The organism is Paenibacillus phoenicis (assembly GCF_034718895.1).
Taxonomy (GTDB): Bacteria; Bacillota; Bacilli; order Paenibacillales; family Paenibacillaceae; genus Fontibacillus; species Fontibacillus phoenicis.
In genome coordinates this window covers 1,718,732-1,735,446 of the sequence record NZ_JAYERP010000001.1, presented here as the reverse complement: position 1 = coordinate 1,735,446, position 16,715 = coordinate 1,718,732, and the positions used below count along the sequence as shown (strand labels likewise).

Below are 16,715 nucleotides of genomic sequence, written 5' to 3'. Positions count from 1 at the left end.
GGAGAGCGGTGATCTTGTTGCAGCAGCAATTATCGATAGAGGCATACATGAAGGAGATTGCTGAAGCCGTGTCCACACGCTTGTCCTCCAGCCTTCCGGCGGCATGGCAGGTGCCGGAAACGCTAAGCCGGGCGATGGATTATTCGCTGATGGCGGGTGGGAAACGGCTTCGGCCGCTGCTCGTCGTGGCTGCGGCGGAGGCGCTCGGCGGCAGCCGGGATGCGGCAATGCCCGTCGCCTGCGCCGTGGAAATGGTACATACGTACTCGCTGATCCATGACGATCTCCCGGCCTTGGACAACGATGACTTCCGTCGCGGGAAACCAACGAATCATAAAGTGTTTGGAGAAGCGATGGCCATCTTGGCCGGGGATGGGCTGTTGACGCATGCTTTTTACAGCGTGGTTCAAGCGAGCCGCAAGCAAGGGGTGCCGGCCGAGGCTTCCTTAGCGATCGTGGAGGAATTGTCGCGGTTTGCCGGGCCGGGCGGCATGGTGGGCGGCCAGGTGGCCGACATGCAAGGCGAGCAGGGAGTGACCGATCTCGACCAGCTGCGCTACATTCATGAGCACAAAACCGGAGATCTGATCGTATTTTCGGTCAGAGCGGGCGGACATATCGCTTCGGGAAATGCAGAGCAGCTTGAGGCTTTGGAGCGGTACGGACGGGCGCTGGGGCATGCGTTTCAAATTCAGGACGACATCCTGGATCTGATCGGGGATGAAAGCAAGCTCGGCAAAAAAACGCAAAGCGATGTCATCCAACAGAAGGTGACTTATCCTTACTTTATCGGCATCGAGGCTTCCCGGGCGGAAGTCGAACGGCTGACGAGTGAGGCGAAGCAGGCGTTACAAAACGGAGCGATTCCGAACCCGCAGCGGCTGCTGGAAATTGCCGATCTGCTGCTTCGCCGCGATCACTAGTCACTTTCCCATCGAAGGCGTTGGTCGAAATCAGGGAAAAATGACTTACCTATCCGCCGCAAGTGATTTCGACATCATGATGACATATGGTATAATGAAGGCTATTATCAACATGTGCAAGAAAAGGCCGGACTTAGATGCCGGCTTTTTGAACCATACATTTAGGAAAGCGGGGAATGGCTGTGCTGCTTTCGCAAATACATGAGCCTGCCGATCTGAAAAACTTGTCCCTGGAGCAATTGACGCCGCTCGCTGAGGAAATCCGCCAGTTCTTGATCGAGAAGCTGTCGGTTACCGGCGGGCATTTGGCTTCGAATTTGGGCGTGGTGGAATTGACGATCGCCCTGCACTATTGCTACAACAGTCCGCAGGATAAACTCATCTTTGACGTAGGACACCAAGCCTATGTACATAAAATACTAACCGGGCGGAAGGACCAGTTCGACACGCTTCGTAAACATCATGGATTATGCGGGTTCGTCAAACGGAGCGAGAGCGTGCATGACGTGTGGGAAGCAGGGCACAGCAGCACCTCCCTCTCAGCGGCTATGGGGATGGCGCTGGCCCGGGATATGAAGGGCGAATCGAACCGCGTGATTGCGATCATCGGGGACGGTGCGTTAACCGGCGGGATGGCGTTTGAAGCGCTGAACCATATCGGCCATGAGAAGAAAGATTTGATGGTGGTCTTGAACGACAATGAGATGTCGATCGCGCCAAATGTCGGAGCTTTGCATAACTACTTGACCAAAATCCGCTCAGACCGCAATTACCTGCGGGCCAAAGACGAAGTGGAGCAACTGCTGAAGAAAATCCCGGCCATTGGCGGCAAAGTCGCCAAAACCGTGGAGCGGGTGAAGGACAGCCTGAAGTATTTGATGGTATCCGGCGTCTTATTTGAAGAGCTCGGATTCAAATACCTGGGACCGGTTGACGGCCATGACTTGCCGGGCCTTATCGATGCCTTCAAGCAGGCCAATAACGTCAGCGGACCAGTTTTGGTGCACGTTCTGACCACCAAGGGCAAAGGCTATACCCCGGCAGAACAGGATTCGCATAAATGGCATGGCATCACGCCGTACAAAATCGAATCCGGCCAAGTGCTGAAGGCTGTTGGGAATCCGATGTACACGGAGGTGTTCGGACAGACCTTGATCGAGCTGGCCGAACAGGACGAACGGATCGTGGCGGTGACTCCGGCGATGCCGGGCGGTTCCGGATTGGTGAAATTCGGCGAACGTTTTCCTGGACGCATGATTGACGTCGGTATCGCCGAGCAGCATGCCGCGACGATGTGCGCCGCCATGGCGATGGAAGGCTTGAAGCCGGTCTATGCGGTGTATTCCACGTTCATGCAGCGGGCTTACGACCAGATCGTGCATGATATTTGCCGCCAGAACGCCAACGTGATGTTCGCCATCGACCGGGCTGGATTCGTAGGAGCGGACGGGGAGACCCACCAAGGGGTTTACGATATCGCTTTTATGCGTCATATTCCAAATATCGTATTAATGATGCCGAAGGATGAAAATGAATTGCGCCACATGATGAAGACGGCGCTGGAATATAACGACGGGCCGATTGCTTACCGCTATCCGCGGATCAACGTACCGGGGGTTCCGCTGGACAAAGAGCTGGTGCCCATTCCGATCGGCACGTGGGAGCTGCTGCGGGAAGGCGACAACCTGACGATCGTTGCGGTTGGCCCGATGGTGCAGGTTGCCGAAGAAGCGGCGGAAAGGCTGAAGCGGGAAGGCGTGTCCGCTGCGGTGGTGAACGCCAGATTCTTAAAACCGCTGGACGGAGAGATGCTGGTTCAACTCGCGCAAAGCAGCGGGACCATGATCGTGCTGGAGGAAGCTTCGCAGGCGGGAAGCTTGGGTAGTGCGATCTTGGAGTTCTATGCAGAGCAAGGAATCACGGGTCTGGACATCCGATTGATGGGCGTGCCCGACCGGTTTATCGAGCACGGCAGCATCAAGGAGCAATTGGAAGAAGTCGGCTTGACCGCCGAGAACGTCGTTCGTGAGGTACACAAACTACGGAGCGAACCACATTTAACGCTAGGCAAGAAAGTAAATTATTGACGGGAGATTGGCATGTCGGTTTCCAAGGAACGCGTAGACGTCCTGCTCGTCGAGCAGGGGTATTTTGACAGCAGAGAAAAGGCGAAAGCCGCGATCATGGCCGGACTGGTGTTTGGCGGACAGGAACGGATCGAGAAGGCGGGGACGAAGATTCCCCGGGATACCGTGTTGTCGGTCAAGGGAGCGATCCATCCTTATGTCAGCCGGGGCGGACTTAAGCTGGAAAAAGCGATCAAGCAGTTTAACCTGGATCTGACCGGTCGTACGATGCTAGATATCGGATCTTCGACCGGCGGATTTACGGATTGCGCCTTACAGCATGGTGCTGAGTATGTATACGCGATTGACGTCGGATACAATCAGCTGGATTGGTCGCTACGCAACGATCCGCGGGTGAACGTCAAGGAACGCACCAACTTCCGTTATATGACGCCGCAGGATTTGGACGGTCCTCCGCCGGATTTTGCCAGTATCGACGTTTCCTTCATTTCGCTAAAAATCATTTTGCCGCCGCTTCTTGCGTTGTTGAAACGGCCGGCGGACATCGCTGCGCTCATTAAGCCGCAGTTTGAGGCTGGTCGTGAAAAGGTTGGTAAATCGGGGGTCGTCCGCGATCCCAAAGTACACCAGGAAGTGTTGGAGACCGTGCTGAGCTTTGCGGTGGAGCAAGGCTATGAGGTGGCCGGGTTGACCTTCTCTCCGATTACCGGCGGGGAAGGGAACATCGAATTTTTAGCTCATCTCAGATTGGAAGAAGAAGCTGCGGCTGGTACGGCAGAGGAGCAGGATGTGGATCAGCTTACACGGATCCGCGAGCTGGCGGCCAGCGTCGTTCATGAAGCATCAAACACCTTTACAGGAGGCCCATCCAAGTGATGGGTCTTTTTTCATTGCAGCATCTTGCAAATCGAACGCTTGTTCCCTATAATGGAATCAAAACCTTGATGTTGTCCTCATTCCCTTCTAAATTTTGTGCTTCTCTAGACAGGAGCTAATCGCGGAAGCGTCGAAATAAGGGATGAGGTGATATCGGTGGGAGCTTATTCGGACGGTCTTCTGATGGTAGTGATCGCGGGAATCGGCGTGTATTTGCTATACCGCGGTTTTCGTTCCTGGGTCCGCAAGCCGTTTTCTTTACGATCCGGCATCGGATTTGAGATGAATGAGGAGATTATAGAGCACCCTGCGGTGGACATGCTGGAAGAAGCAGGGTACGAAGTCGTCAGCGATAAACTGAAAGTTCCGCTCACCTTCCGTGTGGACGGAGAACTTCTGCACAGCCGTCTCTTTATTGACTATATTGCAGTCAAGAATGGGGAATTCTATCTTGTTAGAACTGCGCGGGAACGCCGCCCGGTGGAATGGACGGGTAGCGGTTTGCGCCGGGACCTGTTGCCGTTCCTGCTGTTATATCCGGAATGCGCTGGCGTGTTATACGTAGATCCGGAGCAAGGGGAACTGAAGGTCATATCCCTAACGACGGACGATAATGAAGAAGATGAATCCGCCTAAACCGATAAATACTGATAAATACGACTAAATACGACCATACAAGGCTAATGGAGGGCAGAATGAAGGGGCATAGACATATCAAGATAAGGGAAATCATTTCGGCCAGGGAAATCGAAACCCAGGATGAGCTGGTAGAAGCATTACGCGAGGCGGGGTATCAAGTCACTCAAGCGACGGTCTCCCGCGACATTAAGGAATTAATGCTGATTAAGGTGCCTACGGACGACGGCAGGTACAAGTACTCCATGCCGACGGCTCAGCGTTATAATCCGGTGCAGAAGCTGCAACGGGCGCTGGTCGACAGTTTCGTGCATATCGACTATACCGGCAATTTGGTTGTCATGAAGTGTCTTCCGGGGACCGCGAATTCGGTAGCCGTGCTGCTGGACAATATGGAATGGCCGGATCTGCTTGGCACAATTTGCGGTGACGACACGATCTTACTGATTTGCCGCAACGAGGACTATAGCCGGTATCTGATTGATCAGATCATGGGATACATATCTTAATTGAGTTGGGAGTAGGGGAGGATTGCCCGGATGTTGGTTCATTTATCCATTCGTAATCTGGCAGTGGTTGAAGCGGTCGATGTATCGTTTGGTTCCGGCTTTCATGTCCTGACAGGGGAGACCGGGGCGGGCAAATCAATCATCATTGATGCCCTGAGCTTGATTGCCGGCGGCAGGGGGTCAGCCGATTTAATCCGTTATGGTTGTGATAAAGCCGAGATGGAGGCTTCCTTCGATCTGCCAGCAGGACATCCGGTTTGGACAACCCTGGAAGGATTCGGCATCGCGGGAGATCCCGGAGAGCTTCTGATTATTCGCCGGGAAATCAGTGTCCAAGGCAAGAGCTCAGCCCGCATTAACGGACAGCTCGTGAATTTATCCATGCTGCGTGAGGTTGGGGAGAAGCTGATTAACCTGCATGGCCAACATGAGCACCAAACCCTGCTTCGACCGGAACGCCATTTAGAGTTGCTGGACGCCTACGGGGCAGAGGCGGTTGATCCGGTGAAGGCGGCTTACCAAGCGACCTACGCCGAATTCGTACGGATCGACAAGGAATATCACGAGCTGCGCAATACAAGCCAACAGGCGCTGCAAATGCTTGATTTATACCGTTTTCAGCTGAGTGAAATTTCTGCAGCCGAGTTAAAACCGGGTGAAGATGAATTACTCGCGGAGGAAAAGGTCAAGCTATCCCATAGCGAGAAAATGATGGAGTCCATTTCGAAAGCCTATGATTTGCTGTATGGCCCTCAGGGACTGGATGCGATTGCGAAGGCTGTCTCGAAGCTAAGTGAAGTATCCGCATATGACAGCAAAGGAATATCTCCGCTCCTGGAGCAGCTTCAATCCGCTTATTATCAACTGGAGGATGCGTCCTTTAGCCTGCGGAACTATCGCGAACGGATCGAGTTTAATCCTGAACGGCTGGAAGAAGTCGAGGAACGCCTGGACCTGATCTCGACGCTCCGCCGTAAATACGGTGATGACATTCAAGGGATCCTTGCGTATTATGAGAAGATTCGCCAGGAAGTGGATGCCTTGGAGAATAAGGATGAACGCCTGGAGCAGCTGCAGGTGCAACGGGAGAAATTAACCGAGCGGCTGATGAAGCAGGCTTTTGAGTTAAGTGCTGTACGGCAGCAGAAGGCTGTTGAGCTCGCCGCTCAGATCGAGACGGAGCTAAAGGACCTGCAAATGGGTCGAACCTCCCTCGAAGTCAAGTTAAGCCTCATAGAGGATGCCAACGGATTGGAATGGGAAGGAAAGAAGATCCGTCCCGGCAAACACGGTATCGACAATGCTGAATTCCTCATTTCGCCAAATCCCGGAGAACCGCTCCGACCGCTTAGCAAGATCGCATCCGGCGGTGAGCTGTCCCGCATAATGCTGGCACTAAAGAGCATATTTGCCCGGCATGAACAGGTTCCTGTACTGATTTTCGACGAAGTTGATACTGGCGTCAGCGGACGAGCGGCTCAGTCGATTGCCGATAAGTTGTCGCGATTGTCTGCGATGTGCCAAGTCTTCGCCATCACTCATCTGCCGCAAGTGGCTTGCATGGCGGATCGGCAGTACCTCATCGAGAAAGTCGTTGAAGACGGCCGCACCATGACACGCGTTGCTTCCTTAGATGAAGCGGGACGGGTAAATGAACTGGCCCGCATGCTCGGCGGGGTAGAAATCACGGAAAAGACCCAGCATCATGCCCAAGAAATGCTGAAGCTGGCGCAGGCACAAAAGGATGTTTTACTAAGTCTGGCACAATGATTGACAGTAATAAAACACCTGACCCGGGGTATCTTATAGGTACGCAATTGGCGACCACCGTTTCGTCAAGCGAAAGAAGCTAAGGGAGCGTGACAGCCATTGAACCCGAACCTCAGGAATCGAATGCTCGGTCTTTTTCTTGCCTTCTTCTTTTGTTTTCTCGGCACGTCTGCCGCTGAAGGGCGGCTTCCCGTACTGCCGGACGAGTTACGCCTGTTTCAGGGTCAGGGAACACAAATTTCATTTGCTTTGCCCGTACAGGCTGAAGTCAGTGTGGATCGGCCTGATGTAGTGATGGTCAACGGGCAGGCGAACCCATCCATGAAAGTATCATTAGGACATCCGCTCAAGCTTTCGTCGCTTCGGAGTGGAGAAGCCAACCTCCGCATGAAATTATTCGGTCAAATTCCTCTAAAGACCGTCAAGGTCAATGTCATTCCGGACCTTAAAGTGATTCCCGGCGGACAAACCATCGGTGTCAAGGTGAAATCCGCCGGGATCTTAGTGGTCGGGCATCATCAAGTTGTAACAGATACCAGCAAAGTTTCACCCGGCGAAGCGGCCGGAATTCAAGCCGGTGATTTGATCACCCACATTAACGGAATGAAGCTCCACGATGTCCGCGAAGTAGCTGAAATTGCCGCCGAAGCGGGCAAACATCAACGGCCCCTTAAGATCACCTATATGCGGAACGATAGGGAACTCACAACGTCCTTAAAGCCGGCATATGATCAGCAGGATCGGGCTTGGAGACTCGGTTTGTATATCCGTGATTCTGCTGCAGGGGTAGGGACCTTGACGTTTTATGCCCCGGATCACGGCGTTTATGGAGCCCTCGGCCACATCATTACCGATATGAATACCCAAACGCCGATCGTCGTCGGCAGCGGGCAAATCCTGCAATCCAGCGTCACATCCATCTCCAAGAGCGAGAGCGGTGAACCCGGGGAGAAGCGTGCTCACTTTCTAAAAGAAGGGAAAACCCTAGGCAATATCGAACGCAATACGAATTTTGGGATCTTCGGGAAGATGTCGCAAAACCCGGAGCATAGCCTCTATGAGAAACCGATTCCCGTCGCTTTTGCAGAAGAAGTGAAGGAAGGACCGGCAGAAATTCTGACCGTTGTCGAAGGTCAACGCATAGAGCGGTTTAAAGTCGAGATCGTCCATGTTTCCAAGCAGAGTGTACCGGAAACCAAAGGATTAGTTATCCGCATTACCGACCCGCGTCTCGTGGAGAAGACCGGCGGCATCGTTCAAGGCATGAGCGGTAGTCCGATTCTTCAGAACGGCAAGCTCATCGGCGCTGTGACTCATGTATTCGTCAACGACCCGAAATCAGGATATGGTTGCTTTATCGAATGGATGCTGCAGGATGCCGGTATTTTACAAAGCCCCAAAGACACGATGCAAAATCTTAAGGCGAGCTAAACGCTGCCTTAAGATTTTTTTAGATATCAGAAAGTATAAACTACGGGGATTGGCATCCTGATATCGCAAGAAAAACTTCGGCTAAACGCGGTCTGTCTACATTGAATGTACGTCGATTGACGTTTTTCTTATCTTGAGGAAGTGAAACTCCTCAAGCAAAGGTCGACAAACCCGGCTTGGAATCTGTATGCATTTGTCGAATGAATCCGAACGAGATCGTTTTATGTAAATAAATAATTTATTATATATCAATCATGCAAAAAAATAAATAAAAATAATTTTCGACAGAAGGAATTTACTTTTGCATGTCGAATCCTTATTCTGGTAAGAAGAGAAGCAATGAATAAACCTATCCAATTACCTGAAGGAGGAAGTAGGCAGTGCAGAAAATCGAAGTGTTGTTGGCAGATGATAATCGTGAATTTACGAATTTGCTCGCGGAATACATTTCGGAGCAAGACGATATGGTCGTCTCAGGAATCGCCTATAACGGGGAAGAAGTACTGGAGATGATTGATCAAGCAGCAAGAGTTCCCGATGTGTTGATCCTGGACATTATTATGCCCCATCTGGACGGACTCGGTGTGCTTGAGCGCATTCGCGACCTCAACCTGACCCCTCAGCCTAAAATCATCATGCTGACCGCCTTTGGTCAAGAGAACATCACGCAGCGTGCCGTTCAGCTTGGAGCTTCTTACTACATCTTGAAACCCTTTGACATGGAAGTGTTGGCGAACCGCATCCGTCAGCTCGTGGGTGTCCAAACCTTAAGCAACAGTGCACCTTCTACTTCGTTTGCCAAATCGAATGTGGTGCCTCTGGGCAAAGGGAAGAACCTCGATGCGAACATCACATCGATCATACATGAAATCGGAGTTCCGGCGCATATTAAAGGATATCAATATCTACGCGAAGCGATCACGATGGTGTACAACAACATCGAAATCTTAGGCGCCATTACGAAAACACTGTATCCGGCGATCGCGGAGAAATTCAAAACGACGCCATCCCGAGTAGAGCATGCGATTCGTCATGCGATTGAAGTCGCTTGGACCCGAGGCAACATCGATTCCATCAGCCATCTTTTTGGTTATACGATCAATATCTCCAAATCCAAACCGACCAATAGTGAGTTCATCGCAATGGTAGCGGATAAACTGCGGATCGAGCATAAGGTGTCTTGAAAGTCTGAGGACACGAATGGTGATAACGACGGGAGAAATTAAGCCGTTGGTCGTTCACTTATGCAGTGATCCAAAAGGGTTAAATGAAGGGCGGTCCCTCTCGGTGTATGCCGGGATGCGGCCGTTTTTTATTTTGCCTGAGATGGTATCCGCACTTGCTGATTGACAATAAAGTCCCTTTAGGATTATCCTATATATGATCATATGTTCATATACTGTTATTCGAGAGGGGAACGACCAGGTGGAAAAAAAGTTACACATCGATCTGAGCCCGGATACACTGGAGAAGGTTTCTACGATTTTTAAAGCATTGTCCGATCCGACCCGAATCAAACTTCTTCATTTGCTGTCGGAAGAAGAATGTTCCGTGACGCATATGTCGGAAGTGTTGAATTTATCGCAGTCGGCGGTTTCCCACCAACTGAGTCTGCTGCGAAATTTGCGGCTGGTGAAGTTCCGTCGGGAGGCCAATACGGTGTACTACAGCTGTGACGACGAGCATGTGATTTCGCTCTTGAAACAGGCGATTCAACACGCTTGTTGCGAATAGGAGGGAGATCCATGGGACATCATCACGCTCACCATCACCACGATCATGACCATAGCCATGCCGGCCATTTCCACGATCATCATGCGGCACGTTCGGGGAATAAGAAGGGGCTGTGGATCGCTCTACTCATTACGGCTTCGATCGCCGTTCTTGAATTTTGCGGCGGTTTGATTACAGACAGCCTCGCTTTATTGTCCGATTCCGGTCATATGCTAAGTGACGCCAGCTCGCTGCTGCTCAGCCTGATTGCCTTTTGGTTTGCCGCTCGCCCCGCCTCAAAGCGGAATACGTACGGGTACCACCGTATGGAGATCCTGGCCGCGTTGCTCAATGGGGCAGCCTTGTTCGTGATCGCCGGGTTTATCTTTTGGGAAGCCTACGGGCGTTTGCTTGATCCGCCGACCGTGTCCAGTAATACGATGATCGTGATTGCGGTGATCGGTTTGTTTGCGAATTTAGCAAGCGCGGCGGTATTGCTGAAGAAAGGCGACGTCAAAGGCAACTTAAACCTGAAAAGCGCCTACCTGCATGTGCTTGGAGACGCTTTGGGGTCGATTGGCGCTATTTTCGCGGGGATATTGATGTCGTTGTTTGGTTGGTATATTTTCGACCCGATCATCAGTGTTCTCGTCGCTCTGTTGATCCTGCGCGGAGCCTGGGGCGTCATCACCCAATCGGTGCACATTTTGATGGAGGGCTCGCCGGCGTCGATCGATCAAAGTCAGGTGAAGCAGTGTCTCGAAGGGATTTCGGGGGTTGTTGAAGTCCATGATTTGCATATTTGGACCATTACTTCGGGGATGGATGCGTTAAGCTGTCATTTGACGATTGAGGATGGCAGCCAGAGCCAAATCGTGTTGCAGGAAGCGATTACCGCTTTGGAGAAGACGTTCCACATCGGCCACACCACCATTCAGGTGGAAACCTCGCACATCCGGCACCGGGAGCTTATGGTATAATTCCATCAGAAGAAAGGATGAGCGTCATATGACTAACGATCTTGAGCCGGCGGCTTACCGGGAATTGCTGGAGGGCACGGATTTGGAAGAAGATAAACGGCAGGCCCTTCTGGAGCTAATTCAACGTTATGAACAACTTCGTGCAGAAAACGTCAGATTACGCAAGGCATTGCTTCGCGCGAATTCCCAGCAAAGCTCGCGGATGTCGACCAAACTGAAGGAAGCGTTATACGAATAAGCTAAAAAACCTCTTTACGCCGAGACAAGGCAAAAGAGGTTTTTTCATAAGAACCTTGAGGTTAGTCATGCTGTACCACGGCGGGTTCTGGTTCTTTAACGGCGGCTTTGGCGGCATCGTCCTTTTTGCGAAATCTTGGCCCTACGTAATTCCGCTTGCGGTCCCGGAAGAAGATCCACCCGCCCAAAAATCCGGCGCCGGCTGCAAACAAAACAACGCCTAGCCCGAAGTTTAACCAATCAAACGTGACGCGAGTTAACGAATCGTCGCCGTGTGCTGACATATAATCAAATAAGGTGTCTTTGATTTTTATAAATCCGATCATCGCTGCAATGCCGGGGACCACCAGCAAAATAATCGCGATAAACCGGGACAGCTTGAGCTTCATGAGCTAGATCTTCCTTTCCCTCTCGAAATGGCTATGTATTGTTAAAAATATCATACCTTTTTCCTGAGGGGATGTCTATTTACGGCTTTGATTTGTAATAACGGAAAAACAAGGTAAAATAGGGGAAAGTGACTGAATTGATAGAATGGGTGGAGATCGATTATGGCAATTACTTGTGATGTAGCAGTGTTGGGCGGAGGGACTGGCGGATATATCGCAGCCATTCGCGCCGCGCAACTGGGGAAAGACGTTGTAATTATTGAGCGGGACAAGTTGGGAGGGACCTGTCTGCATCGAGGTTGTATCCCAAGCAAAGCGCTGCTGCGCAGTGCGGAGCTCTACGCGCAAATGAAGGATAGCGCAAGCTACGGCATTGAGACTAACGGCGTGACGCTGGTATTCCCGAAAGTGCAGGAAAGAAAGCAAAGCATCGTGGATCAACTGCATAAAGGGGTCCTATATTTGATGCGTAAACATAAAATCCGTGTCATCCAAGGGAATGGGCGGGTGATTGGGCCGTCGATTTTCTCTCCAAAAAGCGGAGCTGTTGCGGTGGAACTTCCGGATGGTGAAATGGAGACGGTTGTGCCAACCAACTTGATCATCGCCACAGGATCTCGACCACGGATGCTGCCGGGGCTTGAGCCGGACGGGAATTATATTCTTAGCAGCGATGAAGCGCTGCAGCTATCCGAGCTTCCCGGCTCGATGCTGATTGTGGGAGGCGGCGTCATCGGGGTTGAATGGGCGTCGCTGCTAAACGATTTTGGCGTGCAGGTGACCGTGGTGGAAGCAGCGGATCAGCTGCTGCCGGCGGAAGACGAGGACGTTGCCCGCGAATTGCAGAAACAGCTGCAACGCCGCGGCATTCAAGTGATCACTGGGGTTTCGGTCGATCCCGGTTCCTTAGAAATCGGCAATAACCGGGTACAAATATCTGCGAAGCGAGGGGACGAATCGATCCGCCTCGAAGCAGACAAGCTGCTGGTATCGATCGGACGCCAGGCCAACGTGGAGAATATAGGACTCGAAAATACCGACATCGGGTTAGAACGCGGCTTCATTCGGGTAAATGAATTTATGCAAACCACGGAACCGCATATTTACGCCATTGGCGACTGCATCGGCGGTCTTCAACTGGCGCATGCTGCCAGCCATGAGGGGTTAACTGCCGTCCATCATTTAGCCGGGGAGGCTTCGCACGGTTATCAAGAAAGCCATATTCCGCGCTGTGTGTACACCCGCCCCGAGGTTGCTTCGGTTGGAATCACCGCCAAAGAAGCGAAGGCCAAAGGGCTGGAGGTTAAAATCGGCAAGGTTCCGTTCTCGGCGATCGGGAAGGCGCTGGTGCATGGCGAAACCGAAGGATTTGTGAAGATGGTGGCCGATGCCCGCACCAATGATATTCTCGGCGTGCAGATGATCGGGCCGCATGTGACGGAGCTGATCAGCCAAGCGGCACTGGCCCAGGTGCTGGATGCGACGCCTTGGGAAGTTGGACAAGTGACCTTCGCTCATCCGACGCTGGCGGAAATTATCGGGGAAGCGGCACTGGCCGTGGACGGGAACTCCTTAAACGCTTGAGGCAACGGGCGAAAAGATGAATGTTTTCTTTTTCACTGTAAAACGATTATAATAAACTTATTCCAAGTCTTAGTACCTGGTGTTAATATTAAGCTATGTAATGCCCCAATCAAAGGAGGTAACTCCCATGAATGCCAAAAGTGTAGTTCAAACCGAGCCAAAACATAAGCAACTCGGACTAACGGATGCAGAAGTCATTGAGATGTACAGATATATGGTGACCGCACGCAAATTCGACGAGCGCAACCTGTTGCTGCAGCGGGCCGGGAAAATCAATTTCCACGTTTCTGGGATCGGTCAGGAGACCACGCAGGTTGCTGCGGCCTTTGCGCTGGATCGCGAGCGCGACTATTTCCTGCCTTACTACCGGGACTACGGCTTTGTGCTGGCCGTTGGCATGTCGCTGACAGAATTGATGCTTTCGACATTTGCCAAAGCGGGTGACCCGAACAGCGGCGGCCGTCAGATGCCGGGACATTTCGGCAGCAAACGGCTGCGTATCGTGACCGGTTCCAGTCCGGTAACCACTCAAGTTCCCCATGCCGTCGGCGTCGCCTTGGCGGCGAAAATGCAAAAGAAGGACATCGTTTCTTACGTCACGTTTGGCGAAGGCTCCAGCAATCAGGGCGATTTTCACGAAGGTTTAAACTTTGCTGGGGTTCAGAAGCTGCCGGTTATCTTCCTGTGCGAAAATAACCAATATGCCATTTCCGTACCGGTGAAGAAGCAGTTAGGCGGCCGCGTGGTGGATCGGGCTCAAGGCTATGGATTCCCGGGGGTTCGCGTAGATGGCAACGATGCGCTGGAGGTATACCGAGTTGTGAAGGAAGCGCGGGAACGCGCAGTTCGCGGCGAAGGGCCAACGCTGATCGAAGCGATGATGTACCGCCTGTCTCCGCACTCGACGTCGGACAATGATCTGGCGTACCGGACGAAGGAAGAAGTGGAAGAGAATTGGAAAAAAGACGGTATCCCCAAAATGAAGTCGTACCTGATCGAAACCGGCATATGGAGCGAGGAGCAGGACGAAGCGCTGTTGCGGGATATCCAACAACAGCTGAAGGAAGCGGTGGAAGCGGCTGACAACGCGCCGTTCCCGCGGCCGGAAGACACGCTGCTGCATGTATATGCCAGCGAAGGGGAGGAGCAATAATCATGCCGGTGATGGAGTATATCGACGCGATTCGTCTGGCCATGAAGGAAGAAATGGAGCGGGACGAAAGCGTGTTTGTTCTGGGGGAAGACGTCGGCGTCAAGGGCGGCGTGTTCACGACAACGAAAGGGCTGCAGGAGCAGTTCGGTGAAATGCGCGTCATCGATACGCCGCTTGCGGAATCGGCGATCGCCGGCGTTGCGATTGGCGCAGCTATGTACGGGATGAAGCCGATCGCAGAAATGCAGTATTCGGACTTTATGCTGCCTGCAACGAACCAGATTATCAACGAAGCGGCGAAAATCCGCTATCGTTCCAACAACGACTGGAACTGCCCGGTTGTAGTCCGCGCTCCAATCGGCGGCGGGATCTTTGGGGGACTTTACCATTCCCAATGTCCGGAATCGATATTCTTTGGAACACCGGGGCTGAAGATCGTTGCGCCTTATTCGGCTTATGACGCCAAGGGCTTGTTGAAAGCAGCGATTCGCGACCCTGATCCGGTGTTGTTCTTTGAGAACAAGAAATGCTACAAGCTGATCAAGGAAGACGTGCCGGAGGACGATTATATCGTCCCTATCGGCAAAGCGAAGGTGCTGCGGGAAGGCGGTGACATTACAGTCATCGGCTACAGCTTGCCGCTGCATTTTGCCATGCAGGCTGCGGAAGAGCTGGCGGCAGAGAAAGGGATCAGCTCCCACATTCTTGATTTGCGCACGCTGCAGCCTCTGGACCGCGAAGCCATTATTGAAGCGGCCCGCAAGACGGGCAAGGTTCTGATTATCCATGAGGATAATAAAACCGGCGGTATTGGTGCAGAAGTTTCGGCTATTATTTCTGAAGAGTGCCTGTTCGAGTTGGATGCTCCTATTGCAAGACTGTGCGGACCGGACGTTCCGGCGATGCCGATTAGCCCTCCGATGGAGAAGTTCTTTATGCTTAGCAAAGACAAAGTCAAAGAAGCGATGCTTCAATTGGCGCTTTATTGATTGGGAGTGAGGATACTAATGTCATCCAATAAAACATTGATAGACGTGCAATTACCCCAGCTCGCCGAATCGCTCGTCTCGGCTACGATCGGGAAATGGCTGAAGAAGCCGGGGGATCCAGTCGAGCAATATGAGCCGATTCTTGAGGTCATTACGGACAAAGTAAATGCGGAAATCCCTTCGACGGTCGAAGGTGTGATGGGCGAGCTGTTGGCTGAGGAAGGGCAAGAGGTTCAGGTTGGCGCGGTGATCTGCCGGATCGAGACGGCGAATGCGACTGATACGCCAGCAGGCGACCCAGCGGTAAACGAAGCTGCCCGTCCGGCTGCCGGTGCGGCAAGCACGGGGGAACAGTCCGATCACTCGCAGCGCCACCGGTATTCGCCGGCCGTGCAGACGCTGGCCGCTCAACACGGAATTGATCTACGGCAAATTACGGGTACAGGGCTTGGCGGACGGATTACGCGGAAGGATGTGCTGGCTTACATCGAGCAAGGCGGTCGCGGGGGTGTTGCCACACCCGCAGCACCGGCAACGACGCCGGCAGCAGCACCGTCCGTGCCATCGCAGACAGCGCAAGCAGCGCCTTCGGCTGCGCCGGCGCCGCAACGCGTCATCCCGGCCGTAATCAACGATGCTCCGGGACCGGTACGCCATTCCGGCTTGCACTTGACGGAGAACCCGCCGATCCCAACCATCGAAGTGGAAGGGGGCGACCGTTCCGAGTATTTTATCGACGTAACCCCGATCCGCAACACGATCGCAACCCGGATGCGCCAAAGCGTATCGGAAATTCCGCATGGCTGGATGATGATCGAGGTCGACGTGACCAACCTGGTGCAGCTGCGCAACAAGATCAAGCAGGAATTTATGCAGAAGGAAGGCGTCAACCTGACGTACCTGGCTTTCCTGCTGAAGGCGGTTGTGGGAGCGATCAAGGATTATCCGATCATGAACTCGGTGTGGGCGGTGGACAAGATCATCGTCAAACGCGATATCAACATCTCCTTGGCGGTTGGAACCGAGGATTCGGTGCTGACGCCGGTCATCAAGAAGGCCGATCAGAAAAATATCGCCGGCCTGGCGCGGGAAATCGAGGAGCTGGCAACGAAGGTCCGCTCCGGCAAGCTGAAGCTGGATGATATGCAGGGCGGGACGTTTACGGTGAATAATACCGGTTCCTTTGGTTCGATTTTGACGCAGCCGATTATCAATTATCCGCAAGCCGCGATCCTGACGTTTGAATCGATCGTGAAGCGGCCGGTTGTGATCAACGATATGATCGCCGTCCGTTCGATGGCCAATCTCTGCTTGTCCTTGGACCACCGGATTTTGGACGGAGTGATTTGCGGCCGCTTTATGCAGCGGGTGAAGGAAAATATGGAAAGCTACAATTTGGACACGCAGGTGTATTGAACGTAATGAGAGAATCGAGGCG

The 16,715-nt window shown here is 52.7% G+C and carries 16 protein-coding genes; 15 read left to right on the top strand and 1 reads right to left on the bottom strand.

Translation table 11 applies throughout. From position 1 onward, the window contains the following. The first annotated feature begins 47 nt into the window (after window positions 1-47). The 11 genes from U9M73_RS08235 to U9M73_RS08185 all read left to right on the top strand — a co-directional run bounded on the left by U9M73_RS08235 (window position 48) and on the right by U9M73_RS08185 (window position 11,163). On the top strand, window positions 48-923 hold the full coding sequence (locus tag U9M73_RS08235) for a polyprenyl synthetase family protein (RefSeq protein WP_036645822.1): 876 nt from the start codon (window positions 48-50) through the stop codon (window positions 921-923). Between the two features lie 176 nt (window positions 924-1,099). Next, window positions 1,100-3,010, top strand: a complete 1,911-nt coding sequence (gene dxs / locus U9M73_RS08230) for a 1-deoxy-D-xylulose-5-phosphate synthase (protein WP_009225792.1) — start codon at window positions 1,100-1,102, stop codon at window positions 3,008-3,010. A gap of 12 nt (window positions 3,011-3,022) precedes the next feature. Continuing rightward, entirely contained in the window at window positions 3,023-3,886 is an 864-nt protein-coding gene (locus U9M73_RS08225) for a TlyA family RNA methyltransferase (protein ID WP_028538373.1), read from the top strand. 156 nt (window positions 3,887-4,042) lie between these two features. Next, the gene (locus U9M73_RS08220; protein ID WP_028538372.1) at window positions 4,043-4,522 is read left to right on the top strand and encodes a hypothetical protein; all 480 of its coding nucleotides are present in this window, start codon (window positions 4,043-4,045) and stop codon (window positions 4,520-4,522) included. Between the two features lie 59 nt (window positions 4,523-4,581). Next, window positions 4,582-5,031: a transcriptional regulator AhrC/ArgR gene (gene ahrC, locus U9M73_RS08215; protein ID WP_009225795.1), complete on the top strand. Its 450-nt coding sequence runs from the start codon at window positions 4,582-4,584 to the stop codon at window positions 5,029-5,031. Between the two features lie 30 nt (window positions 5,032-5,061). Beyond that, window positions 5,062-6,801 (top strand): DNA repair protein RecN, encoded by a 1,740-nt coding sequence (recN, locus tag U9M73_RS08210; protein ID WP_323076786.1) that lies wholly within the window; start codon window positions 5,062-5,064, stop codon window positions 6,799-6,801. 99 nt (window positions 6,802-6,900) lie between these two features. Further along, window positions 6,901-8,232 carry a SpoIVB peptidase gene (gene spoIVB / locus U9M73_RS08205; RefSeq protein ID WP_009225797.1) on the top strand — a complete coding sequence of 444 codons (1,332 nt, stop codon included), beginning with the start codon at window positions 6,901-6,903 and terminating at the stop codon, window positions 8,230-8,232. Window positions 8,233-8,612: 380 nt separating this feature from the next. Then, a complete protein-coding gene (gene spo0A / locus U9M73_RS08200) occupies window positions 8,613-9,416 on the top strand; it encodes a sporulation transcription factor Spo0A (protein WP_323076784.1) in 804 nt (267 codons plus the stop codon). A 241-nt stretch (window positions 9,417-9,657) separates the two neighbouring features. Next, window positions 9,658-9,966, top strand: a complete 309-nt coding sequence (locus tag U9M73_RS08195; RefSeq protein ID WP_009225799.1) for an ArsR/SmtB family transcription factor — start codon at window positions 9,658-9,660, stop codon at window positions 9,964-9,966. An 11-nt stretch (window positions 9,967-9,977) separates the two neighbouring features. After that, window positions 9,978-10,925, top strand: a complete 948-nt coding sequence (locus U9M73_RS08190; protein ID WP_009225800.1) for a cation diffusion facilitator family transporter — start codon at window positions 9,978-9,980, stop codon at window positions 10,923-10,925. Window positions 10,926-10,953: 28 nt separating this feature from the next. Then, window positions 10,954-11,163 (top strand): hypothetical protein, encoded by a 210-nt coding sequence (locus U9M73_RS08185; protein WP_009225801.1) that lies wholly within the window; start codon window positions 10,954-10,956, stop codon window positions 11,161-11,163. Between the two features lie 61 nt (window positions 11,164-11,224). On the opposite strand, the gene U9M73_RS08180 is transcribed toward U9M73_RS08185, so the two are convergent. Then, window positions 11,225-11,551, bottom strand: coding sequence for a DUF2627 domain-containing protein (locus U9M73_RS08180; protein WP_323076781.1), 327 nt, complete (start codon window positions 11,549-11,551; stop codon window positions 11,225-11,227). Between the two features lie 162 nt (window positions 11,552-11,713). Here U9M73_RS08180 and lpdA point away from each other — a divergent pair, with 162 nt between their 5' ends. The 4 genes from lpdA to U9M73_RS08160 all read left to right on the top strand — a co-directional run bounded on the left by lpdA (window position 11,714) and on the right by U9M73_RS08160 (window position 16,693). Further along, window positions 11,714-13,135: a dihydrolipoyl dehydrogenase gene (gene lpdA, locus U9M73_RS08175; protein WP_323076779.1), complete on the top strand. Its 1,422-nt coding sequence runs from the start codon at window positions 11,714-11,716 to the stop codon at window positions 13,133-13,135. A gap of 127 nt (window positions 13,136-13,262) precedes the next feature. Further along, window positions 13,263-14,288 (top strand): thiamine pyrophosphate-dependent dehydrogenase E1 component subunit alpha, encoded by a 1,026-nt coding sequence (locus U9M73_RS08170; protein ID WP_036645781.1) that lies wholly within the window; start codon window positions 13,263-13,265, stop codon window positions 14,286-14,288. 2 nt (window positions 14,289-14,290) lie between these two features. After that, a complete protein-coding gene (locus U9M73_RS08165) occupies window positions 14,291-15,277 on the top strand; it encodes an alpha-ketoacid dehydrogenase subunit beta (protein ID WP_009225805.1) in 987 nt (328 codons plus the stop codon). Between the two features lie 18 nt (window positions 15,278-15,295). Beyond that, window positions 15,296-16,693 carry a dihydrolipoamide acetyltransferase family protein gene (locus U9M73_RS08160; protein ID WP_323076778.1) on the top strand — a complete coding sequence of 466 codons (1,398 nt, stop codon included), beginning with the start codon at window positions 15,296-15,298 and terminating at the stop codon, window positions 16,691-16,693. The last annotated feature ends 22 nt before the right edge of the window (window positions 16,694-16,715 follow it).

Excerpts from the sequence above, each read along its gene's own strand:
- U9M73_RS08235 (WP_036645822.1), top strand. The coding sequence starts at position 48 with ATGAAGGAGATTGCTGAAGCCGTGTCCACACGCTTGTCCTCCAGCCTT.
- dxs (WP_009225792.1), top strand. The coding sequence starts at position 1,100 with ATGGCTGTGCTGCTTTCGCAAATACATGAGCCTGCCGATCTGAAAAAC.
- U9M73_RS08225 (WP_028538373.1), top strand. The coding sequence starts at position 3,023 with ATGTCGGTTTCCAAGGAACGCGTAGACGTCCTGCTCGTCGAGCAGGGG.
- ahrC (WP_009225795.1), top strand. The coding sequence starts at position 4,582 with ATGAAGGGGCATAGACATATCAAGATAAGGGAAATCATTTCGGCCAGG.
- recN (WP_323076786.1), top strand. The coding sequence starts at position 5,062 with ATGTTGGTTCATTTATCCATTCGTAATCTGGCAGTGGTTGAAGCGGTC.
- U9M73_RS08190 (WP_009225800.1), top strand. The coding sequence starts at position 9,978 with ATGGGACATCATCACGCTCACCATCACCACGATCATGACCATAGCCAT.
- U9M73_RS08185 (WP_009225801.1), top strand. The coding sequence starts at position 10,954 with ATGACTAACGATCTTGAGCCGGCGGCTTACCGGGAATTGCTGGAGGGC.
- U9M73_RS08180 (WP_323076781.1), bottom strand. The coding sequence starts at position 11,551 with ATGAAGCTCAAGCTGTCCCGGTTTATCGCGATTATTTTGCTGGTGGTC.
- lpdA (WP_323076779.1), top strand. The coding sequence starts at position 11,714 with ATGGCAATTACTTGTGATGTAGCAGTGTTGGGCGGAGGGACTGGCGGA.
- U9M73_RS08170 (WP_036645781.1), top strand. The coding sequence starts at position 13,263 with ATGAATGCCAAAAGTGTAGTTCAAACCGAGCCAAAACATAAGCAACTC.
- U9M73_RS08165 (WP_009225805.1), top strand. The coding sequence starts at position 14,291 with ATGCCGGTGATGGAGTATATCGACGCGATTCGTCTGGCCATGAAGGAA.
- U9M73_RS08160 (WP_323076778.1), top strand. The coding sequence starts at position 15,296 with ATGTCATCCAATAAAACATTGATAGACGTGCAATTACCCCAGCTCGCC.